Source organism: Mycobacterium sp. IS-1556 (assembly GCF_001499985.1).
Lineage (GTDB): Bacteria > Actinomycetota > Actinomycetes > Mycobacteriales > Mycobacteriaceae > Mycobacterium.
Genome location: NZ_LQIM01000003.1, coordinates 127,720 through 146,255, shown reverse-complemented (window position 1 = coordinate 146,255; position 18,536 = coordinate 127,720). Strand labels below are relative to the sequence as shown.

The window sequence follows — 18,536 nt, the reverse complement described above, 5'->3', positions numbered from 1 at the left end:
TTGAAAATTCCGCGTCGAACCCGCCATTTCGTCGGTCTCGCGAATCTCAGCTCAGGCTGAAGTCGATGACGCCGCGGATGATCTCGCCGTTGCGCTGGTCGCGGTAGCCGTCGTTGATGTCGTCGAGCCGGTAGCGGCGGGTGATCATCTCGTCGAGCTGCAAGAGACCGGCCTCGTAGAGCCGCGCAAATCGGGGGATGTCCACCCTCGGGTTACAGGACCCGAACACCGTGCCGACGAGGTTCTTGTTCCAGAGGATGAACTCCTGCAGGTTGATCGCGATGGAGCCGGTGGTCTGCTTGGTCATCCCCGTCAACACGCAGGTGCCGCCCTTACGGGTCAAGCTGAGCGCGGTCTGCACATCGTGTTTGGTGATCAGGGAGGGCGAGACGATGACGCTGTCGGCCATGACTCCGCTTGTCAGTTCACTGAGCAGGTCGGCGGCCTCTTCAGTCGTCGCTGCACTGTGTGTCGCGCCGAATCTCAGCGCCGACTTCTGCTTGAACTCGACCGGGTCCACGGCGATGATCTGTGCGGCGCCGTTGAGTCGAGCGCCCTGGATCGCACCGGTTCCGATACCCCCGACGCCGATGATCACGACGGTATCGCCGGTCCGCACGTTCGCACGGTTCTCGGCTGAGCCGTATCCGGTCGGAATCCCGCAGGACAGCAACGACATCGGCAACAACGGCAGCTGCTTCGGGATCTTGACGATCGAATCCGTCGACACCACAGTGTGTTTCGAGAAGGCACCGACCTTCGACAAATGCCCGAGTTGGCGGCCGTCGGCGGTGTGATGGCGGAAGGTGCCGTCGGTCGGCATACCGGGAACCATCACCTGTGCGCCCATGTCACAGATGTACTCCATGCCGGAGTTGCACCACCGACAGCGACCGCACACCGCGACGAACGACGTCACGACGTGGTCTCCCGGCGCGAATCCGCTGACCTCCTCGCCGGCTTCGAGGATGATGCCGGCGCCCTCGTGACCGCCGATCACCGGGAACATCGACGGCAGGCCGTAGGCCGCCATGACTTCGTTGGACGCCGACAGGTCGCCGTTGCGGATGTGTTCATCAGAATGACACAGCCCTGCGGCGGCCATTTCCACGAGCACCTCACCGGCCTTCGGCGGGTCGAGTTCGAAGTCCTCGACGGACCACTGCTGACCCACGTCGTGCAGGATCGCCGCGCGACTTCTCATGAGGCTCGGCGGAATGTCACCGGCAGATGCTTGGGGGAACGGAACGGCATGCCGGTGATCTTCGTGTCCTCGTCTTCGAGTAGCGCAAGGTCGGTCACGCGGTCGAAGAGGCTGTTGAGCATCGCACGGGTTTCCACGCGCGCGAGGTGCATGCCCAGGCAACTGTGGATGCCACCGGCGAACGAGATGTGCGCGCGGCGGGGCCGATGGATGTCGAACACGTCGGGGTTGTCCCATCGCTTCGCGTCGCGGTTCGCCGAACCCATGCACAGGTTGACCTGCGCGCCCTCGGGAATGGTCAGGCCGTGCATCTCGACGTCGCGAGTGGTGTTGCGTGCCACCAGCACAAGCGGCGTCTCGTACCGGATGCCCTCCTCGATGGCCGCCGGGATCAGATCGCGATTCCGCTGGAGCGCCTCGAGTTGATCGGGGTGGGTGAGCAGTAGCGCCAACAGGTTGCTCGACGAGCGATAGGTGGTCTCCAGTCCGGCGGGCAACAGCAGCCGTAGGAAGGAGATGATCGCCTCGTCGGTCAGCTTCTCGCCGTCGATCTCGGCGCCGACGAGGTCACCGATCACGTCGTCGGTCATCTTGCGGCGGCGCTGGTCGACCTGGTCCTGGAAGTAGGTGCCCAGTTCGGCCGAGGCGTTCAGCCCGGCCTCGATGTCCTCGGTGATCGAGATCAAGTCCAGCGAGAGCCGGCGGAACATGTCCAGGTCGTCCTGCGGCAGCCCGAGCAGTGCGGCCGTGACGCGGGTGGGGAACTCGAACGTCACCGCCTTGATCAGGTCGGCCTCGCCGTCGTCGGCGAACTCGTCGACCAGTTGATCGCAGATCGGATCGATCACTTCGGGTTCCCATTGCGCGAGCGCGCTCTGCCGGAAGGCCTTCGACACCAGGCTGCGGTGGTCGTGATGCTGTTTGCCGTGCATGCCGAGAATCGTCGGCCCGAAGACCAGCCCGATCGTGTTGTTGTACATCTCGGAGGCGAACACGGTGTCCTCGCGGAAAGCTGTGAAGACGCTCTCGAAGTCGAACAGCACCCAGTTCTCGGAGACCTTGAGTTCGGGCGGCATCAGATCGCTCTCCATGAGCGTTCCGCGCCACACCGGCGCCGTGTTGCGCATGTACTCGAAGAAGCCGTAGGGGTCGATGGCCACGTCGGGGGCGAGCTGGTCGTTCGAATCGGTGCTGATCGTCACCGTGCCTCCCAGGCAGCAGGTAGCGGCTCTCTTCGGCTATCTTTACTATTTTAGGTATTCTAGGTCAAGGAGACCGAGGGGACGTGATGCGGCGCCGCGCGGTGTGTGCGATCGAGGACCTGCCGCCCGGAAGCATGAAGTTGGTGCCTGCGGGCCAGTTCGGCGTGGGCGTCTACAACATCGGCGGTTCGCTGTATGCGATCGCGAACTACTGCTCGCACGAGGGCGCCCCGCTGTGCGAGGGATACGTCAGCGGTACCACCGAATACGCGCCGGAGATGCCCGACGGCATACGGCATGTCCGCGAGGGTCGGATCGCCCGCTGCCCCTGGCATCAGTGGGAGTTCGACATCACCACCGGCGTCAATGTCGCCGATCCCAGCAAGCGGGTCCGCACGTATCAGGTCGACGTCGACGACGGGCAGGTGTATCTCACCGCATGAGCACACCGGTCATCGACACTCCCGTTGTCGACGCTTCCGTACAGCCGCATTTCCGGTACAACGCCGAGATCCGGCAGTATCTGGCGGCTCCGCACAAGCTGCGCGCCATCCCCGACGTCGAGCAGCAGTGGTACCAGGCCCCCGGCGGAGACTATCGAACAGACCTGTACGGCAACGGATATCCGGGCTCGGACCCCGAGGCCGTCTCTCGGCACCTGTTCGACGAGGGGGGCGTCGATGTCGCCATCTTGAACCCGCTGACCCGCGGCAACATCGCCGACTATCTGTTCAACAGCCGCATCTGCGCGGCGGTCAACGACTGGCTGCTCGACCGCTGGCTCGAACCCGATGCCGCAGGTCGGTTCCGTGGCACCATCCGCGTCAACCCCGAGGACGTCAAGGGCGCCGTCACCGAGATCGAACGGTTGGCGGAGCATCCGAAGATGGTCCAGGTCGGGGTCCCGCTGCAGTCGCGCGAACCGTACGGCAAGCCGATGTTCGAGCCGATCTGGGAGGCCGCGGCCGCACACGGCCTGCCAGTGGCGGTGCACATCAACGGCGGCAACGGCGTCGACCACGCCCCGACGTTCGCCGGCCACGCCCACACCTATCCCGGATATGCGGCGTTCATGCCGCTGAACTATTTCGTCCACCTCGCGACGCTGATCGTCGAGGGGATGTTCGGTCGCCACCCCGGGCTGAAATTCGTGTTCACCGACGGCGGCTACGACATCCTCACGCCGTTGATGTGGCGCCTCGACACGTTCTGGATGTCGATGCGCGACCAGACACCGTGGGTGGACCGCTATCCCAGCGAATACCTGCCCGGGCACGTGCGGTTCTGCTCGTCGGCGTTCGACGGGCCCACCGAGGCGGGGCACGCCGAGCGCTGGCTGGACTTCACCGACAAGGCGGACCTGCTGATGTACGGGTCGAGCTACCCACACTGGTCGGCGGTCGGGCCGAACGAGGCGGTGGCCGGCCTCAGCGAGCAGCAGCGCAAGAAAGTGCTGTGGCGCAACGCCACTGACCTGTATGCGCTCGAACCCCAGGTGAAGGGAAGCCTGCAATGACGACGATCGAGCGACCACCCCTCACCCAGGACATCGCGGTGAGCATCGTCGACACCGACGTGCATCCGCTTCCCGTCTCCGCCGACGTGCTGAAGACCTATGCGCCACCGCGGTGGCGGGACACGTTGTGGCCGACGGGAAACGCCGTAACCCCGCTTGCCCATTTCTACGACACACCCGACTCGTACAAGACGATGTCGCTACGCGTCGATGCGAACCCGCCCGGCGGCGTCGCCGGCAGCGATCCCGATTTCGCCGCCCAGCAGTTGTTGGTCGACGCCGGGGTGAGCATCGCCGTGCTGGAACCGATGTGCGATGCGCAGCTGCCACAGGCCGAACACGTGCTCAAGGCCGCACACAACGATTGGCTGGCCGATGTGTGGCTGTCGGACAACAACTGGCACGGCCGGTGGCGGGGCGCCATCAGTGTCACCGCGCAAGATCCGCACGCCGCGGCCCGAGAGATCGAGCGATGGGCGGGTCATCCGTACATGGCCGAGGTGCTGATGACTCCGCAGACCCGCGGAATCCCCTTCGGCGTCGAGCATTTTGATCCGCTGTACGAGGCCGCCACGCGCCACGGGCTACCGGTCGCCACCCACCTGATGGGGCAGACACCGTTCGAACTGATCCCGATCTATCCCGTGGGAAACCCGGCGCACTGGCACGACTTCTTCGCGTCGTGGCCGCTGCTGTACGTGTCGCATCTGATGAGCCTGGTCTTCGACGGCGCGTTCGACCGGCATCCTGACCTGCGGGTGGTGTTCGTCGAAGGCGGATTCACCTGGGCGCTACCGGCGATGTGGCGGATGGACCGGATCTGGCAGCAGCGCAAGGCCGACCTGCCACACGTCAAACGCAGGCCGTCGGAGTATGTCCGCGAGCACGTCCGGTTCACCACGCAACCGCTCGAGGAGGTCAACACCAAGGTCTACCGCGAGTACCTGGAGATGACGGATCTCGGTGACAATCTGATGTTCTCGACCGACTACCCGCACTGGAGTTACGACTCACCGGACTGGGCGATCAAAAGGTTCCCTGCCGACCAGCGCGAGCGGATCATGCGCGGCAATGCGACGGCGCTCTATGACCTGCCGTCGACGGTCAAGGCGCTGCCCGCCGAAATCACCTGACGGCGCGGCGCTGTACCTCCAGCGGCACCACCGGAGGTCGCGCCGACGGCCCGCGGGTGATCGCGTTCAGACGGATCTCGGGCACGTCGACCGACGGGTCGAGCGTGTCGAGCCAGGCGACCGCGTTCGCCACGTCCGCGGCCCGGATCGCATACATCTCGAACGGCACGTCCTGCAGCATCTCGGTCTCGACCGGGCCCGGCGTGACGATGTGCACGTTGATGCCGTCGCGATCGACCTCTTGGGCGAGTGCACCCGCGAACGCGTTCATCCCCGCCTTCGCCGCCGAGTAGGCGGTGCGGGCACGCATCGGCTCGTGCGCCGCCGACGACGAGACGAACACGAACCGCGAGCCCGCCCTCATCCGGGGCAGGGCAGCGGAGCTCACCACGAAACACGAGTCGAGGTTGGCCGAAATCGTTGCCCGCCACTGGTCGAAAGTCTGCTTGCGGGCGTAGGTGCCGCCCAGGATGCCCGATGCGTGCACCAGAAGATCGATGGCGCCGGCCGCCTCGACGGCGGGCTCGAACGTCGCCGGCTGGCTGGCATCGGCGACGACGTATCGCGCGCCCATCTCCTCGGCGGCTGCGCGCAACGGCCCCTCGCGTCTGGCCGTCAGGACGACATCGTAGCCGCGCTCGACCAAGGTTCGGCCGCAGGCTTTGCCGATGCCGCCGCTACCGCCGGTGATGAGTGCCGTTCGCACACCGCACCTTTCAGCGCTGGCGCTGCGCGAGCGCCTGCGGCGACAGTGCCACGATCCGCTGTTCGGGGTCGCCCTCCAGCAGATAGGTCTGGGTGTCGGCGACGTGCCGTGCGGCCAGCTTGCGGGCCCGCTCCGCGTCGCCCGACTCGATGGCGTCGGTGATCTTGGTGTGCACGGTCAACGCAATGCGGCGCTTGCCCATCGACGGGTACTCGCCCTTGGCGGCGGTCTCCTCGGCCCACCAGTTCAGGTGACCGGTCCACAGTGTTTCGAGGCTGCCCACCACCGCGATCATCGTGTGATTGCCGCAGCCGCGCACGATCTCGTCGTGGAACTGCCCACCGATCTCGGTGAAGCGTGCACCGTCCTCGATGTGCTCGGCCATGGCGTCGTTGAGTTCCTTGAGTTTCGGAATCAACGACTTACCGCGGTCGGGATGGCGCGCCGCGAGCGCCGCACACATCGGGTCGAGTTCCTGAAGCGCCGTGCCGAGGTCGGCGAGCGGCACGTAGTCGCTCTGCAACAACAGTCCCAGCATGTAGGCCGCGCTGGCCTTTGCCGGAGCATGGACGACCGCACCGCCGCGGTTACCTCGCCGGACCGAGACCAGCCCCTCGGTCTCCAGGATTCGCAACGCTTCTCGCAGTGACACCAGGCTGACATTGAACTGCTCGACGAGGATCTCCTGGCGTGGCAGCAGATCACCGTCGGCGAGTTCACCCTCGATGATCTGGCGGCGGAGTTCGTCGGCGACGATCTCTGCGGTTCTGCGCGATCCCAGCCGCCGCCGCGCCTCGGGCCCGATTCCCAGTGTTGTCATGACTTGGCAATGTTAACAGTGACAAGCCCGTCACCTGGGGCGTACCGGATCGCTAACTGCCAATAGTTACTAAGATGACAAAGAAACGCGGGTCCGCCTTTTGTGGGATGGAAGTGGGATGGAGGAGTGCGTGGGCCAGGCAGCACCCACCCCGCTGGACGGGCTACGTGTCGTCGAGATCAGCGACCGGATCGCCGGCGCGTACTGCGGCAAGCTCCTCATCGATGCGGGCGCCGAGGTCGTCAAGGTAGAACCCGCCGACGGCGATCCGCTGCGTCGCGTCTCGGTGACGGGCCCGAACCCGGACGGGGCCGATTCGCCGCTGTTCGGTTACCTGAACGCCGGAAAGCGCAGTGTCACGGAGCTTTCCGAAGACCTGCTGATGGGCGCAGACGTGCTGTTGCTGACGGCGGACCGCGGAGAAGCGAACCGGCGAGGTATCCACCCGGACAGCCTGGTCCAGGCGTCGCCGGGCTGCGTCGTCGTGACGATCTCCGATTTCGGCTGGACCGGACCCTGGTCGGCGCGTCCTGCGACGGAGTTCACGCTGCAGGCCGCCTCGGGTCTCACCGGATTCCGCGGAGATCCTGCAGGGCCGCCGATCTCGATCGGTGGCGACGTGGGGGAGTACATGGGCGGGGCGTGGGCGGCGTTCGGGGTGCTGGCGCTGTCGCGACGGGTGCACGGCGGCGGCGTGGGCGGCCACCTCGACATGTCGATGCTCGAGGCGGTGACACTGATGCAGAGCGGCGAGTGGTTGCATTCCGCGCTGTTGCGGGTCCCGCCGATCCGGCGCTCAGTCGAGGTGCCGTCGATCGAACCCGCCAAGGACGGCTATGTCGGGATCAGCATGGTCACCGGCCAGCAGTGGCTGGACTTCGCCGCGATGGTGGAATGCCCGGAGCTCACCGAGATCGACCAGCTGCAGTTCCAGATCGGCCGATGGGACTACCGCGACTGGATCCGCGAGCGTATCGACCCCTGGCTGCGCGCCCGAACCGTGGACGAGATCGTCGAGCTCGGCCAGCTGTTCCGGATCCCGCTCGCGCCGATCGGCGACGGCGCGACCATCCCGCATATGGACCACTTCGTGCAGCGCGGGGTGTACATCGACAACCCGGCCGGCTTCCGCCAACCGCGGCCACCCTGGTTGATGTCGCAGACAGCTGCGGCGCCGATTCGCCCGGCACCGGGAATCGGCGAAGCCGACGGTGAGTCATTATGGGCGCCAAGGGATCACGTCGAACCGCGGGATGTCGGTCTGCCGCTCAGTGGCCTGCGCATCATCGACTTCACCGCGTTCTGGGCGGGACCGGCGGCGACGCACGCGCTGGCCGCGTTCGGCGCCGACGTGATCAAGATCGAGTCGATCCAGCGCCCCGACGGCATCCGATACTCGGGTGGCATGCGCAAGGATGTCGACGACTGGTGGGAGTACGGGTGGGTATTTCACGCGATGAACACCAACAAGCGTTCCGTCACCCTCGATTTGCAGTCTGCCGAGGGCCTGCAGCTGGTCAAGCAGCTGATCAGCGACGCCGACGCTGTGGTCGAGAACTTCTCACCGCGCGTGATGGAGCAGTTCGGCCTCGGCGCGCAGGTGCTGCTCGACCTCAACCCCCGCCTGGTGATGCTGCGGATGCCGGCCTTCGGGCTGACTGGGCCGTGGCGGGACCGAGTTGGGTTCGCGCCGACCATGGAGCAGATCGCGGGGCTGGCGTGGGCGACGGGACTGCCCGACGGTCCGCCCGTCGCACCGCGCGGTGCGTGTGATCCCCTGGCCGGTGCGCATGCCGCGTTCGCGTTGCTCGCCGCGTTGGAGTTCACCGGCCGCACGGGCCGCGGGCAGCTTCTCGAGGTGCCGATGATCGAGACGGTGCTCAACGTGACCGCCGTGCAGACAATCGAATTCGAAGTGTACGGGCGGCTGATGCAGCGCCGCGGCAACCGGGGCCACGGCTCGGCGCAGCAGGACGTCTACCGGTGCGCGGGCGAAGACCAGTGGATCGCCGTGGCCCTCTGCAGCGACGCGCACCGCGCTGCGATCGCCGAGATCACTGGCGGTTCCGATCTCGAGGCTTGGTTGGCCACCCAGGACGCGCCCGGCGCCGTCGAACAGCTTGCCGCGCGCGGCATCCCCGCGGCGACGGTGATCTCTCCGACCCTGGTGACCGAGAACCCGCAACTGCGGCACCGCGGTTTCTTCGAACCGCTCGAGCACCGCCGCACCGGCGTGAATCACTATCCCTGTCCGCCGTTCACCCGGTTCGACGGCGCCGACGGCTGGCTGCTGCGCACGCCGCCGACGCTCGGCGAGCACAACACCGAGGTGCTGACCGAGATCTGCGGACTCACCGACGCCGACCTGCAGCGGCTGTCCGCCCAAGGCGTGATCGGCACCCGCCCGAAGGGGCTTTGAATCAGCGCGCCCGCAGTGAGATCGGCATCGCGTCGAAGATCGTCATGTTGTTGGTCAGGTTCGGATAGGTCACCGTGGCGGGGCCCAGAGTGATGTCGTCGGCGCGGCACAACAACTCGTCGAGCACCGCGCGGATCTCGGCGCGGGCAAGCATCGCGCCCAAACAGTGGTGCGGACCGCCCCCTCCGAACGCCACGTGTGGGATCTCCGGTCGGCCGATGTCGAAGGTGAACGGATCGTCGAACACCTCCTCGTCGCGGTTGGCCGATCTGAGCATCGACACCACCCGTTCGCCGGAGGGGATCGTGACACCGTCCATCTCCACGTCGGTCGTGGTGGTGCGGGTCCAGAACGCCACCGGTGTCGCCCACCGCAACACTTCTTCGACCGCCGCCCGGCGCACCGATTCGTCGGTCCGGTAGCGACGTATCTGGTCGGGATTGTCGACGAACGCACGCAATCCGTACGCCAGCGCGTTCTTCGTCGTGTCGCTGCCGGCGAACGCGATGACGAAGAAGAAGATCTCCAGTTCGTTGGCGGGGATGGACAGCTGCTCGCCGTTCTCGTCGGTGACAACGGCGGACGCCAGCGTGCTCCAGATGTCGTCGGCCGGATCGCGTCGCTTGTCGGCGGTCAGCTCGAGCGCATAGGTGAAGATCTGGCCGAACAGGGCGAGTTGCTCCGGTTCGGTCATCGTCGACCCGGGCGAATTGGCCGCCAGGATCCGGTCGAAGGTGTCGAAGATCTCCGGGCGGTCGTCCTCGGGGATGCCGATGATGTCGCCGATCACCGACATCGGCAGCACGTCGGCGACGTCGCCGATCCAGTCGCCGCCCCCGGCCGCCAGCAGATCGTCGATCAATGCGGTCGCGCGCGTGCGGATTCCGTCCTCGAGCTTGCCGATCGCCTTGGGAGTGAAGGCGTGCGACATCACCCGTCGCCGCTTCAGCAGCTCCGGCGGATCCATGTTGATGATCGTCGGAAACGAGCCGACAGGGCCGACGCCCTGAATGAGCGGCCCGTCGGTCGCGGTGAACGAATCGGTGTCGCGGTGAATGCGTTGCGCGTGCCGCAACTTGGTCGTCACCCAGAAGTCCCGCTTGACCGTCGCCAGCACACTGTCGGTGAGGTCGTGGTGGAAGATGGGCCGCTCCCGGCGTAATTCGGCGAAGAGGTCGTCGGGAAATCCGTTCTGCCACAACGTCGGATCCGACAGATCGACCGAAGCTGTCATCGGCATGGGTTTTCGGTGCTCCTCGTCTGCCCACGTGCGATCCCCGCTGGGCTTGCTTGACCTAGAATGCCTAAAATAGTAAAAATAGGCAACGGGCGGGCCCGCTGACCTGGGCTGTTGCGAGCGTGGACGGAGTTGGTATGACGGAAACGGTCGAAGACCCCACCCTCGATCCGTCCGAACGCGAATTCGGCCCCAGCGGCATCAGCCTGTCGACCTACCGGTTCCCGACCGGATGGTTCATCGTCGGCTTCGCCTCCGACCTGGCGCCCGGGCAGGTCAAGCGTGCCCATTACTTCGGCGAGGAGTTGGTGATCTTCCGAACCGCAGCCGGACGCGTGCACGTACTCGACGCGTACTGCCTGCATCTGGGGGCCAACATGGGCGTGGGCGGCACCGTCGAGGGCGAGCACATCGTCTGCCCGTGGCACGGATGGCAGTGGCGCGGTGACGGCACCAATGCACTCATCCCGTACAGCAAGATCGGCTGCAAGCAGAACGTGCGCATCAGGACCTACCCGTGTGCAGAGTGGTACGGCTTCATTCTGGTGTGGCACGAGCGGCACGGCCGCGCGCCGTATTGGCAGCCGCCCGTGCTGCCGGAACTCGAGACCGGTGAGTATTACCCGCTGCATCCGCACACCAGGATGGTGAACCGCGTCAAGGTGCACGCGCAGATGATCATCGAGAACGCGGCGGACCCCTACCACGTGCAATACGTGCACAAGGCCGCCAATCCGGCCAACACCGCGTCGTTCGAGGTCTCCGGCTACCACCTGCACGCGACGGTGAACGCGAATTTCGGTGGGGGACGGGCCAAGACGTGGCTGACGCCGAACGGGCCGGTGGACGCCAAGATCGTCTACGACAACTACTCGCTGGGCCTCGGCGTCGTCCGCTTCCCCTCGGAACTGGTGGCGACCGTGCAAGTGACCGGACAGACGCCGGTCGACGAGGACTACACCGACTACTTCTACACACAGGCGTCGATCCGCGAACCGGGCGACAGCGGTGACGTGCCGTCGGGACGGGCCGCGAAGTTCCTGCAATTGCAGCAAGAGGTCATCAAACAGGACTTCTTCACGTGGGAGAACATGAAGTACCTGGAGAAGCCGAACTTGGCGCCGGAAGAGGCGCATGACTACGCCGCGCTACGGCGGTGGGCGCACAGGTTCTATCCCGGCACGCAGCCGGCGGCGACGGACTTCGGCTACACCGCTGACGGTCAACCCGATCCGGCCGCAGCAGGGGCGTGATGCCCAGCGCCCCGGTGGCCGGCCCGGCGATGTTCGGCGTCGAGCGTTTTACAGTGCCCGAGGTGCTCGATCGCCGGGCCGAGCAGTTCGGTGACCGGGTGATGATGTCGATCGCCGGGGAGCCCGTGACTTTCGCGCAGATGCGCGACCGGTCGTGCGCGGCAGCGAACGTACTTCTCGACCGGGGCGTCGCGCCAGGCCAGACCATTGCACTGTTCACCGGGACATGCCCGGAGTGGGTGTACTTCTGGCTGGGGGCCGCCCGCATCGGCGCGGTCGTCGCGGCCGTCAACGGCGCGAGCAAGGGCGACTACCTGGCCCACGCCCTCGCGGTGTCCCGCGCCGTGTTCGTGCTCACCGATCCCGACCGAGCGGACCGGCTCACCGACGTGGCCGACGACATCGACTCGCTCGCATCCATTGCCACCGTTGGTGACTCGCTGTCGAGCGAGCTGGCAAGCGCCCGCACCACCGCGCCCGCGGCGGCCGCCGCTGCTCCGCACGACGTCGGCGCGCTGTTCTTCACCTCCGGTACCACCGGACCGTCGAAGGCGGTCGCCACGACCTGGCATTACCTGTTCATCGCCGCCGCGACGGTGGCCGCGGCATGGGAATTCAGCGCGGGAGAGGTGATCTGGACGGCGATGCCGCTGTTCCATCTCAGCGCCGCGCCGACCGTGCTGGCACCCATGCTGGTGGGCGGCACCAGCGTGCTGGCCGACGCCTTCCATCCGACCGAGGTATGGGACCAGATCCGGGACTGCGGCGCGGTCGGTTTTGCGGGCGCCGGGGCGATGGTGGCGATGCTGTGGAACCTGCCTCCGGATCCACGCGACGCCGAGACGGGCCTGCGGTTCATCTCGGCAGCTCCGATATCCGCCGAATCCTATCGCGCCATCGAGACCAGATATCGCTGCCGCGTCGTGACGATGTACGGCCTGACCGAGGCGTTTCCGCTTGCCTACAAGAGTGTTTCGGCTGAGGGCGTTCCGGGTACATCGGGAACGGTCAATCCGGCATTCGAGGTGCGCCTCGTCGACCGCGACGGGCGTACGGTGCCCGAAGGCGCCGTGGGTGAGATCACCTGCCGGACGCGGACTGCGCATGTGATGAGCGAGGGGTATGTGGTGTCCGCGCCCGGCGGAACCCACGTGACCGTGGCTCCTCACCCCGACTGGTTTCATACCGGTGACCTCGGACGGCTGGTAGACGGGCAGCTGATGTTCGTCGATCGCGCCAAGGATTCGCTGCGCCGGCGAGGCGAGAACGTGTCGTCGGTCGAGGTGGAACAGACGGTGCTCGGCCACCCGGCTGTGGCCGAGGCGGCGGCTGTCGGGGTGCCCAGCGAGCTGGGCGAAGAAGACATCCTCGTGGTGATGACGCTGAAGCCGGGCGCGACAGTCGATTTCGCCGAGCTCCTCGACTTCTGCGCCGACCGGATGCCGTACTTCTGCGTGCCGCGCTATCTCGAGGTGCTGCCCGAGATCCCGAAGAACGTGATCGGCCGGGTGCGTAAGGACTTGCTGCGCGCCAGGGGAGCGGGCGCCGGCACGTGGGACCGCGAGACCAACGGCTACACGCTGAGCAGGTGAGGAGAACCGCGTGTCACTGACCTACCAACAACAGTTCGTGCTGGACGGGTTGGCCGGAAGGGCGGCGATCCTCAACCTGAATGCCCGATACAACCGGCTGTTCACGGCCGGTGATGTCGCCGGTTGGCTCGCCACCTTCCGGCATTCGGGTGCGACGTACACCCGCGACGGCCGGTCGTTCGCCGATCTGCGGGAGGCGTTCGACGGCGGCGACGGACGGCGGTTGATCACGCTCGACCACGAGATCACGGTCGACGGCGTGGAGGCGACGCAGAGATGCGTCGCGCTGCTGTTGTACGGCAACGGCATACAGGCCACCGGTGGCTATACCGATCGGCTGGTCTATGAACGCGGCGGTTGGTATTTCACGTCGCGCGCCCTGGACTGGGACCCGGCGCCCCGCGAGAGCGCATTACCGGTGTGACGCGACAAATCCGATACGACCTCGCCTTCGGCTCCTACCAGGACGCGTTGCGAATGGTCGGCACCCGCACCGCACCCAGGTACGCCGGAACGGCGGTCAGCGGCGCGCGCATCCAGCATTTCGCCGCGATGGTTCGCGACCGCAATCCGTCCTACTGGGATGAGGAATTCGCGCTGCGGCAGTGGGGTGGGCTGATCGCACCGCCGGCGCTGCTGATGGGATGGCTGATCCCGCCGCCGTGGCTGCCGACGGACGAACCACCGACGTCGTCGATCGCGATTCGCGTCCCCCTGCCGGGCACGACGTTCATCAACGCCTCCAACGAGGTCGAGTTCCCCTGCACGATCGTCGAGGGTGACCGCCTACACATAGTCGAGGAGGTCGTGGCGGTGTCCGAGGAGAAGCGCACTCGCCTTGGCGCAGGCCATTTCGTCGAGACCCGCGACGAATTCCATCGGCAGGACGGCACACTGGTCGCGGTCAACCGCAACACGCTGTTCCGCTTCACCCCCGGGGGCGACCGGTGACGTGCGGTGTCGCCTGGGCGGACGTCGCGGTGCCCACGGAGTTACCCGAGGTGATCGATCCGATCGACTACCAGCGGGTCGTCATGAACCCCGGCGCGACATGGGATTACTTTCCGGCGCATTACGATCCGGTCTACGCCGGGCAGCACGGCCACCCCACGATCTTCGTCAACACCATGCACATCGCCGGCTTCGTCGACAGGATCGCCACGGACTGGGCCGGGCCCTGCAGCAGGGTGGTGCGGCGCAAAGTCACGCTGCTCGGTTCGATCTACGCGGGTGACTCGATGGTGGGCCGCGGCCGCGTCGTCGCGAAGCGGGAGCGCCGACTGGTCGACCTGGAGATCACCGTCTCCAATCAGCGCGGAGAGTTGTGCTGTCCAGCCGAGGTGACGCTGGAGTTCTCGTCCTAAAGCTGCGGCAGCGGGTCGGCGCTCACCGTGGTCTGGAGTTCGACGTACTCACTCAGTCCCTCGGCGCCGAATTCGCGACCGATGCCGGACTGTTTGAACCCGCCGAAGGGCATCGTGGTGTCCAAGGTGTACATGTTGATTCCATATGTGCCCGTCCGGATCTGGGCGGCGATCTCCAGTCCGCGCGCGACGTCGTCGGTCCACACCGAACCCGCCAACCCGTAGTCGGTGTCGTTGGCGATCCGCACCGCGTCACTTTCGTCGGAATACTTCAGCACCGTCAGCACCGGGCCGAAGATCTCCTCGCGGGCGATCCGCATGTCGTTGGTCGCGTCGGCGAACAGCGTCGGCCGGACGTACCAGCCCCGGTCGAAGGGAGAGTCGATGCCGCCCAACACCATTCGCGCGCCCTCGGCGATGCCCGACTCGATGTAGCCCTGTACCCGTTGCTGTTGCCGCTGCGCGACCAGGGGGCCGACATCGGTGGCCTCGTCTGCCGGGTCACCCACGTTCAGACCCGACATCATGTCGGCGAGCGCGTCGACCAACTCGTCGTGGCGTCGTTCGCTGACCAGGATTCGGGTCTGCGCGACGCAGGCCTGCCCGTTGTTCATCAGGCTCGCCATCTTCAAATGGCTGACGGTGCGGCCGATGTCGGCGTCGTCGAGGATGATCGCCGCCGATTTGCCGCCCAGTTCCAGGCTGACCCGCTTGAGCTGTTCACCGCAGACCGCGGCGATGTGCCTGCCGGTCGCCGACGAACCGGTGAAGGAGATTTTGTCGACGCCGGGATGGCGGATCAGGCTCTCGCCGGTCGCGCGGCCGCCCGGGACGATCGACACCACGCCTTCGGGCAGGTCGACCTCGTCGAGCATCTCAGCCAGCCACATCGCGTCGATCGGGGTTTCGGGGGCGGGCTTCACCACGACCGTGCAGCCCGCGATGAGCGCCGGGATCATCTTCGGCATGATCAGGAACTGCGGCACGTTCCACGGCACGATCGCGCCGACGACACCGACGGGCGCACGGCGGATCTGCACGTCGCCGAACAAGCCACGCCGCCGCTCGAGCCACGGATAGTCGCGGGCGGTGGCGAGGTTCAGATGCATCTGCGCGACGGCTCCCACCGCCTGACCGAGCCTGCTGAAGCTGCGTGGTGAGCCCATCTCGGCGGTGATGAGGTCGGCCATCTCGTCGGTGTGGGCGGTGTAGACCGTCGCAAGCTTGTCGATCACCGCCATGCGGTCGTCGACGGTCATCCGCGGCCACGGCCCCTCGTCGAACGCGGTTCGTGCCGCGGTCACCGCCCGGTCGACGTCGTCGGGACCCGCCTCGGGCGTTTCGCCGATGTGCTCCTCGGTGTGCGGGGAGACGACCTGGAGCCGCCGGCCGGTCGACGGTTCCGTCCACCGACCGCCGAGGAAAAGCCGCTCGTAGACAAGAGATCTCATCTTTGCGCCTCCCGTTCCGGCACGGCGCGACCGCCTGCCCACTAAGGTCGCTATTAATGCAAACATAGCAAAAAAACGCCGAGGAGTGGACACGTGGGCGAGGACTGGCGTCGGTATCCGTTCTCGCTGGTCGCCGATGACCCGCAGCTTGATTTCCCGGCCGCCGAGGCCGTCCACCCTGACTTCCAGTCCGACACCTGGTTTCTCGCCGGCGAGCTGACCGCGGAGTCCGGCCGGCGATATGCGTTTCTCTCGATCGTCAACAAGAACCGGCCTGGCGAGTCGATCGTCGCGGACTTCTACACCCTGGCGGTGTTCGACCTCGACACCGGTGTCTACGCAAGCTATACCGACTACGACATGCCGCCTGCGAACATGGCGCCGGGCGCGAGGCCCAAACTCACACTGGCCGAGGGGCATCTCGGAATCGCCTACGACAGCAGCTCCGGCATTGCGTCGTGGCAGACCTGCCGCGACGCTCGCGGCGAGTTGTTGCCCTACACCTACGATGTCGATTTTGTCGGCACCGATCCGGTGACCGGTCATTCGCTGCGCGTGGCCCTCAATGTGACGCCATCGCGGGCGCCGGTGCCACTGGGTGCCGCCGCGCACAACGGCCGGATCGACTGCTTCGGCCAAGCGGGCACGTATTCGTACTTCCAGACCGGCATGTCGATGACAGGCACGTTGACCTGGGGCGCAGTCTCCGAACGCGTATCGGGTACGTCAGGCCACGTCGACCGGCAGTGGTTCCCGTTGGTGGCAAACGCCGGCGGCCCCGACGGTGACATCCGCTGGCGCGCGCACGAGTGGCGCACCATCAACCTCGACAACGGCGTGGACCTCAGCATCTGGCACCAGTTCGACCGCGCCGAACACAATGCGCTGCAACCGTTCTCGGGTGCGACGGTCAGTTTCCCCGACGGCACTGCCGCACCCGAGTACGCGGACGACATCGAGGTCGCAGTGCACGGTTACGTGCGCTGGCCGGAGTCGGTGCGGACGCTGGTGCCGCCACCGCGCACGGCTCGGTACCTGCCGGACCGGCACCGCCTGACGTCGCGCGCGCTCGACCTCGACCTGACCGGCGAACCGCTGATTCCCGCACCGGCTCATGCGCTACCGCTGGAATACATGGAGGGTCCGTATCGGTATACCGGGACGCTGCGCGGCGAACCGGTGAGCGGATTCGCGTTCTACGAGCGCTCGCTCGCGCTCTACCGCGACTGGGAGTTGATCGACGTGCTGGCTACTGCGGTCGGGCGGCCCGCGGTCGCGCCGCTTCGCGAATTGATCGACTCCGGACTGGGCGGTGAGGCGATCGACTATCTCACCGGCCGGATACGTCCCGGGGCTGACCCGCGGACCGCGCAGATCGTCGACGACCTCGTCGAGGCGCTGTCACCCTGAGTTGTCAGGCTCCCAGCGCCCGGGCCCAACTGGCGTGCCGGTGCTGCAGGCCTGGCTCGTTGCGGCCGAACACCAGGTTCTCGCGCACACCGGATTCCAGGTTGGCCTGAAGTGCGGTGACCAACGCGTAGTCCTCGTCACGGACGGTCGCGTGCGCATAGTCGAAGACCGCGGCCGCGCCGGCGGCGACGGATTCGTCGGTGAGGTCCAGCGGGGTCGAGTTCTGGTGCACGGTGATCGAGCGCCCGGGACCCTGCCCCGGATAGACGCGAAACAGCTCGCCGTTGGCGATGGTGCAGGACAACACGATGTTCGGGAACAGCGCGTAGATCACCACCATGTGGTGCAGCGGGTCCCACTGCTCCTCGGGGACTTCCTCGAGATCACGGATCCCGTTGAGCGGAAACACGAGTCGATGATGCGGGCCGAACGAATCGAAGACCGTGCAGTTGCTGCGGGCGATGGTCGCAAATGTGGTCCTGTGCACGGTCGCGAAGTGGTAGTTCTCGGCGAACGTGTCGATCGCCAGCTTCCAGTTGATCGGGCAGTCGAGCACCTTCTCACCCAGCGGCGACCAGCGGCCAATACCCCAGGAGTCCAGTTCGTCGGCCAACGGGCCGAGGAAGGCCGGGATGTCCAACGTCGCACCCCGGTCCAGCGAGAGCCACAGGAATCCCGCGCATTCGGCGGCCGGCAGTTCGGTCAGCGTCGTTGTGCCCGATGCTGCTTCGGGAAAGCCCTCTTTGCCCGGCACCGCGGTCAGTGCGCCGTTGAGGTCGTAGGTCCACGAATGGTACGGACAGGCCAGTCGCCGGGCCGCGCCGCAGCCGTCGGCGATCCGCGATTGCCGGTGCAGACATACGTTGTCGAACGCGCGCACCAGCCCATCGGCCGCCCTGGTGAGGAGCACCGAGCGTCCCATGACGGTCTTGGTGCAGTAGGTGCCGGGCCGCGGGAGTTCCGACGAATAGCCCACCAGTTGGGGGGACCGGCTCAGCAGCTCGACATCCTGGTCATGGCGGTGTACCGAGGTATAGCTGTCCGCGCTCACCCTGCACTCGGCCGGCAGAAGATCGGTGGTGTTGTCGCGAGCAAGTTTGACCGCGCGCCGGGTGAGGTCGATGAGCAGGTCGCGGTCCATCACTGATCCTCGGAAGGGGCCGGGGGCTATTTCGTTATTTTTATAATGATGGTGCTTCTTTGTCAAAAACCGCTGGTGACCGGCGGGG

17 protein-coding genes are annotated in these 18,536 nt (G+C 66.3%); 10 read left to right on the top strand and 7 right to left on the bottom strand.

Annotated features, from left to right (window positions below; genetic code table 11):
- Nucleotides 1–46: 46 nt before the first annotated feature.
- Both AU187_RS04675 and AU187_RS04670 read right to left on the bottom strand, forming a co-directional pair.
- Nucleotides 47–1,204: a Zn-dependent alcohol dehydrogenase gene (locus AU187_RS04675; RefSeq protein WP_059166288.1), complete on the bottom strand. Its 1,158-nt coding sequence runs from the start codon at nucleotides 1,202–1,204 to the stop codon at nucleotides 47–49.
- Nucleotides 1,201–2,406 carry a cytochrome P450 gene (locus AU187_RS04670; RefSeq protein ID WP_059166287.1) on the bottom strand — a complete coding sequence of 402 codons (1,206 nt, stop codon included), beginning with the start codon at nucleotides 2,404–2,406 and terminating at the stop codon, nucleotides 1,201–1,203. The genes AU187_RS04675 and AU187_RS04670 overlap by 4 nt, the downstream gene beginning before the upstream one ends.
- Before the next feature lie 86 nt (nucleotides 2,407–2,492).
- On the opposite strand from AU187_RS04670, the gene AU187_RS04665 reads away from it, so the two are divergent.
- Genes AU187_RS04665 through AU187_RS04655 form a run of 3 tightly spaced genes read left to right on the top strand, consistent with a single transcriptional unit; the run spans nucleotide 2,493 to nucleotide 5,055 of the window.
- Complete coding sequence (locus AU187_RS04665) at nucleotides 2,493–2,849, top strand: Rieske (2Fe-2S) protein (RefSeq protein ID WP_059098606.1); 357 nt, start codon at nucleotides 2,493–2,495, stop codon at nucleotides 2,847–2,849.
- Nucleotides 2,846–3,922, top strand: a complete 1,077-nt coding sequence (locus AU187_RS04660) for an amidohydrolase family protein (RefSeq protein WP_059166286.1) — start codon at nucleotides 2,846–2,848, stop codon at nucleotides 3,920–3,922. Before AU187_RS04665 ends, AU187_RS04660 begins: the two co-directional genes overlap by 4 nt.
- Entirely contained in the window at nucleotides 3,919–5,055 is a 1,137-nt protein-coding gene (locus tag AU187_RS04655; RefSeq protein WP_059166285.1) for an amidohydrolase family protein, read from the top strand. The genes AU187_RS04660 and AU187_RS04655 overlap by 4 nt, the downstream gene beginning before the upstream one ends.
- Here AU187_RS04655 and AU187_RS04650 read toward each other — a convergent pair.
- Entirely contained in the window at nucleotides 5,048–5,761 is a 714-nt protein-coding gene (locus tag AU187_RS04650; RefSeq protein ID WP_059166284.1) for an SDR family oxidoreductase, read from the bottom strand. The genes AU187_RS04655 and AU187_RS04650 overlap by 8 nt on opposite strands.
- Before the next feature lie 10 nt (nucleotides 5,762–5,771).
- Entirely contained in the window at nucleotides 5,772–6,581 is an 810-nt protein-coding gene (locus AU187_RS04645; protein ID WP_059098602.1) for a FadR/GntR family transcriptional regulator, read from the bottom strand.
- Nucleotides 6,582–6,699: 118 nt separating this feature from the next.
- On the opposite strand from AU187_RS04645, the gene AU187_RS04640 reads away from it, so the two are divergent.
- Nucleotides 6,700–9,000, top strand: coding sequence for a CaiB/BaiF CoA-transferase family protein (locus tag AU187_RS04640; protein WP_059166283.1), 2,301 nt, complete (start codon nucleotides 6,700–6,702; stop codon nucleotides 8,998–9,000).
- A gap of 1 nt (nucleotide 9,001) precedes the next feature.
- On the opposite strand, the gene AU187_RS04635 is transcribed toward AU187_RS04640, so the two are convergent.
- Nucleotides 9,002–10,240 carry a cytochrome P450 gene (locus AU187_RS04635; protein WP_059166282.1) on the bottom strand — a complete coding sequence of 413 codons (1,239 nt, stop codon included), beginning with the start codon at nucleotides 10,238–10,240 and terminating at the stop codon, nucleotides 9,002–9,004.
- A gap of 134 nt (nucleotides 10,241–10,374) precedes the next feature.
- Here AU187_RS04635 and AU187_RS04630 point away from each other — a divergent pair, with 134 nt between their 5' ends.
- From AU187_RS04630 to AU187_RS04610, 5 genes are read left to right on the top strand one after another with little or no spacing between them, the layout of a single operon-like run.
- Nucleotides 10,375–11,490 carry a Rieske 2Fe-2S domain-containing protein gene (locus tag AU187_RS04630; protein ID WP_059166281.1) on the top strand — a complete coding sequence of 372 codons (1,116 nt, stop codon included), beginning with the start codon at nucleotides 10,375–10,377 and terminating at the stop codon, nucleotides 11,488–11,490.
- A 14-nt stretch (nucleotides 11,491–11,504) separates the two neighbouring features.
- Nucleotides 11,505–13,082 (top strand): AMP-binding protein, encoded by a 1,578-nt coding sequence (locus tag AU187_RS04625; RefSeq protein WP_156442322.1) that lies wholly within the window; start codon nucleotides 11,505–11,507, stop codon nucleotides 13,080–13,082.
- A 10-nt stretch (nucleotides 13,083–13,092) separates the two neighbouring features.
- Nucleotides 13,093–13,506 (top strand): nuclear transport factor 2 family protein, encoded by a 414-nt coding sequence (locus AU187_RS04620; RefSeq protein WP_059166279.1) that lies wholly within the window; start codon nucleotides 13,093–13,095, stop codon nucleotides 13,504–13,506.
- A 53-nt stretch (nucleotides 13,507–13,559) separates the two neighbouring features.
- Nucleotides 13,560–14,033, top strand: a complete 474-nt coding sequence (locus AU187_RS04615) for an FAS1-like dehydratase domain-containing protein (RefSeq protein WP_059166306.1) — start codon at nucleotides 13,560–13,562, stop codon at nucleotides 14,031–14,033.
- Nucleotides 14,030–14,446 (top strand): MaoC/PaaZ C-terminal domain-containing protein, encoded by a 417-nt coding sequence (locus AU187_RS04610; RefSeq protein WP_059166278.1) that lies wholly within the window; start codon nucleotides 14,030–14,032, stop codon nucleotides 14,444–14,446. Before AU187_RS04615 ends, AU187_RS04610 begins: the two co-directional genes overlap by 4 nt.
- Here AU187_RS04610 and AU187_RS04605 read toward each other — a convergent pair.
- A complete protein-coding gene (locus AU187_RS04605) occupies nucleotides 14,443–15,897 on the bottom strand; it encodes an aldehyde dehydrogenase (RefSeq protein WP_059166277.1) in 1,455 nt (484 codons plus the stop codon). The two genes, AU187_RS04610 and AU187_RS04605, sit on opposite strands and share 4 nt — an antisense overlap.
- Nucleotides 15,898–15,990: 93 nt before the next feature.
- Here AU187_RS04605 and AU187_RS04600 point away from each other — a divergent pair, with 93 nt between their 5' ends.
- Nucleotides 15,991–17,307: a lipocalin-like domain-containing protein gene (locus AU187_RS04600; protein WP_059166276.1), complete on the top strand. Its 1,317-nt coding sequence runs from the start codon at nucleotides 15,991–15,993 to the stop codon at nucleotides 17,305–17,307.
- Nucleotides 17,308–17,311: 4 nt separating this feature from the next.
- Here the strand turns inward: AU187_RS04600 and AU187_RS04595 are convergent, their stop codons facing one another.
- Nucleotides 17,312–18,448: an aromatic ring-hydroxylating oxygenase subunit alpha gene (locus AU187_RS04595; protein ID WP_059166275.1), complete on the bottom strand. Its 1,137-nt coding sequence runs from the start codon at nucleotides 18,446–18,448 to the stop codon at nucleotides 17,312–17,314.
- Nucleotides 18,449–18,536 lie beyond the last annotated feature (88 nt).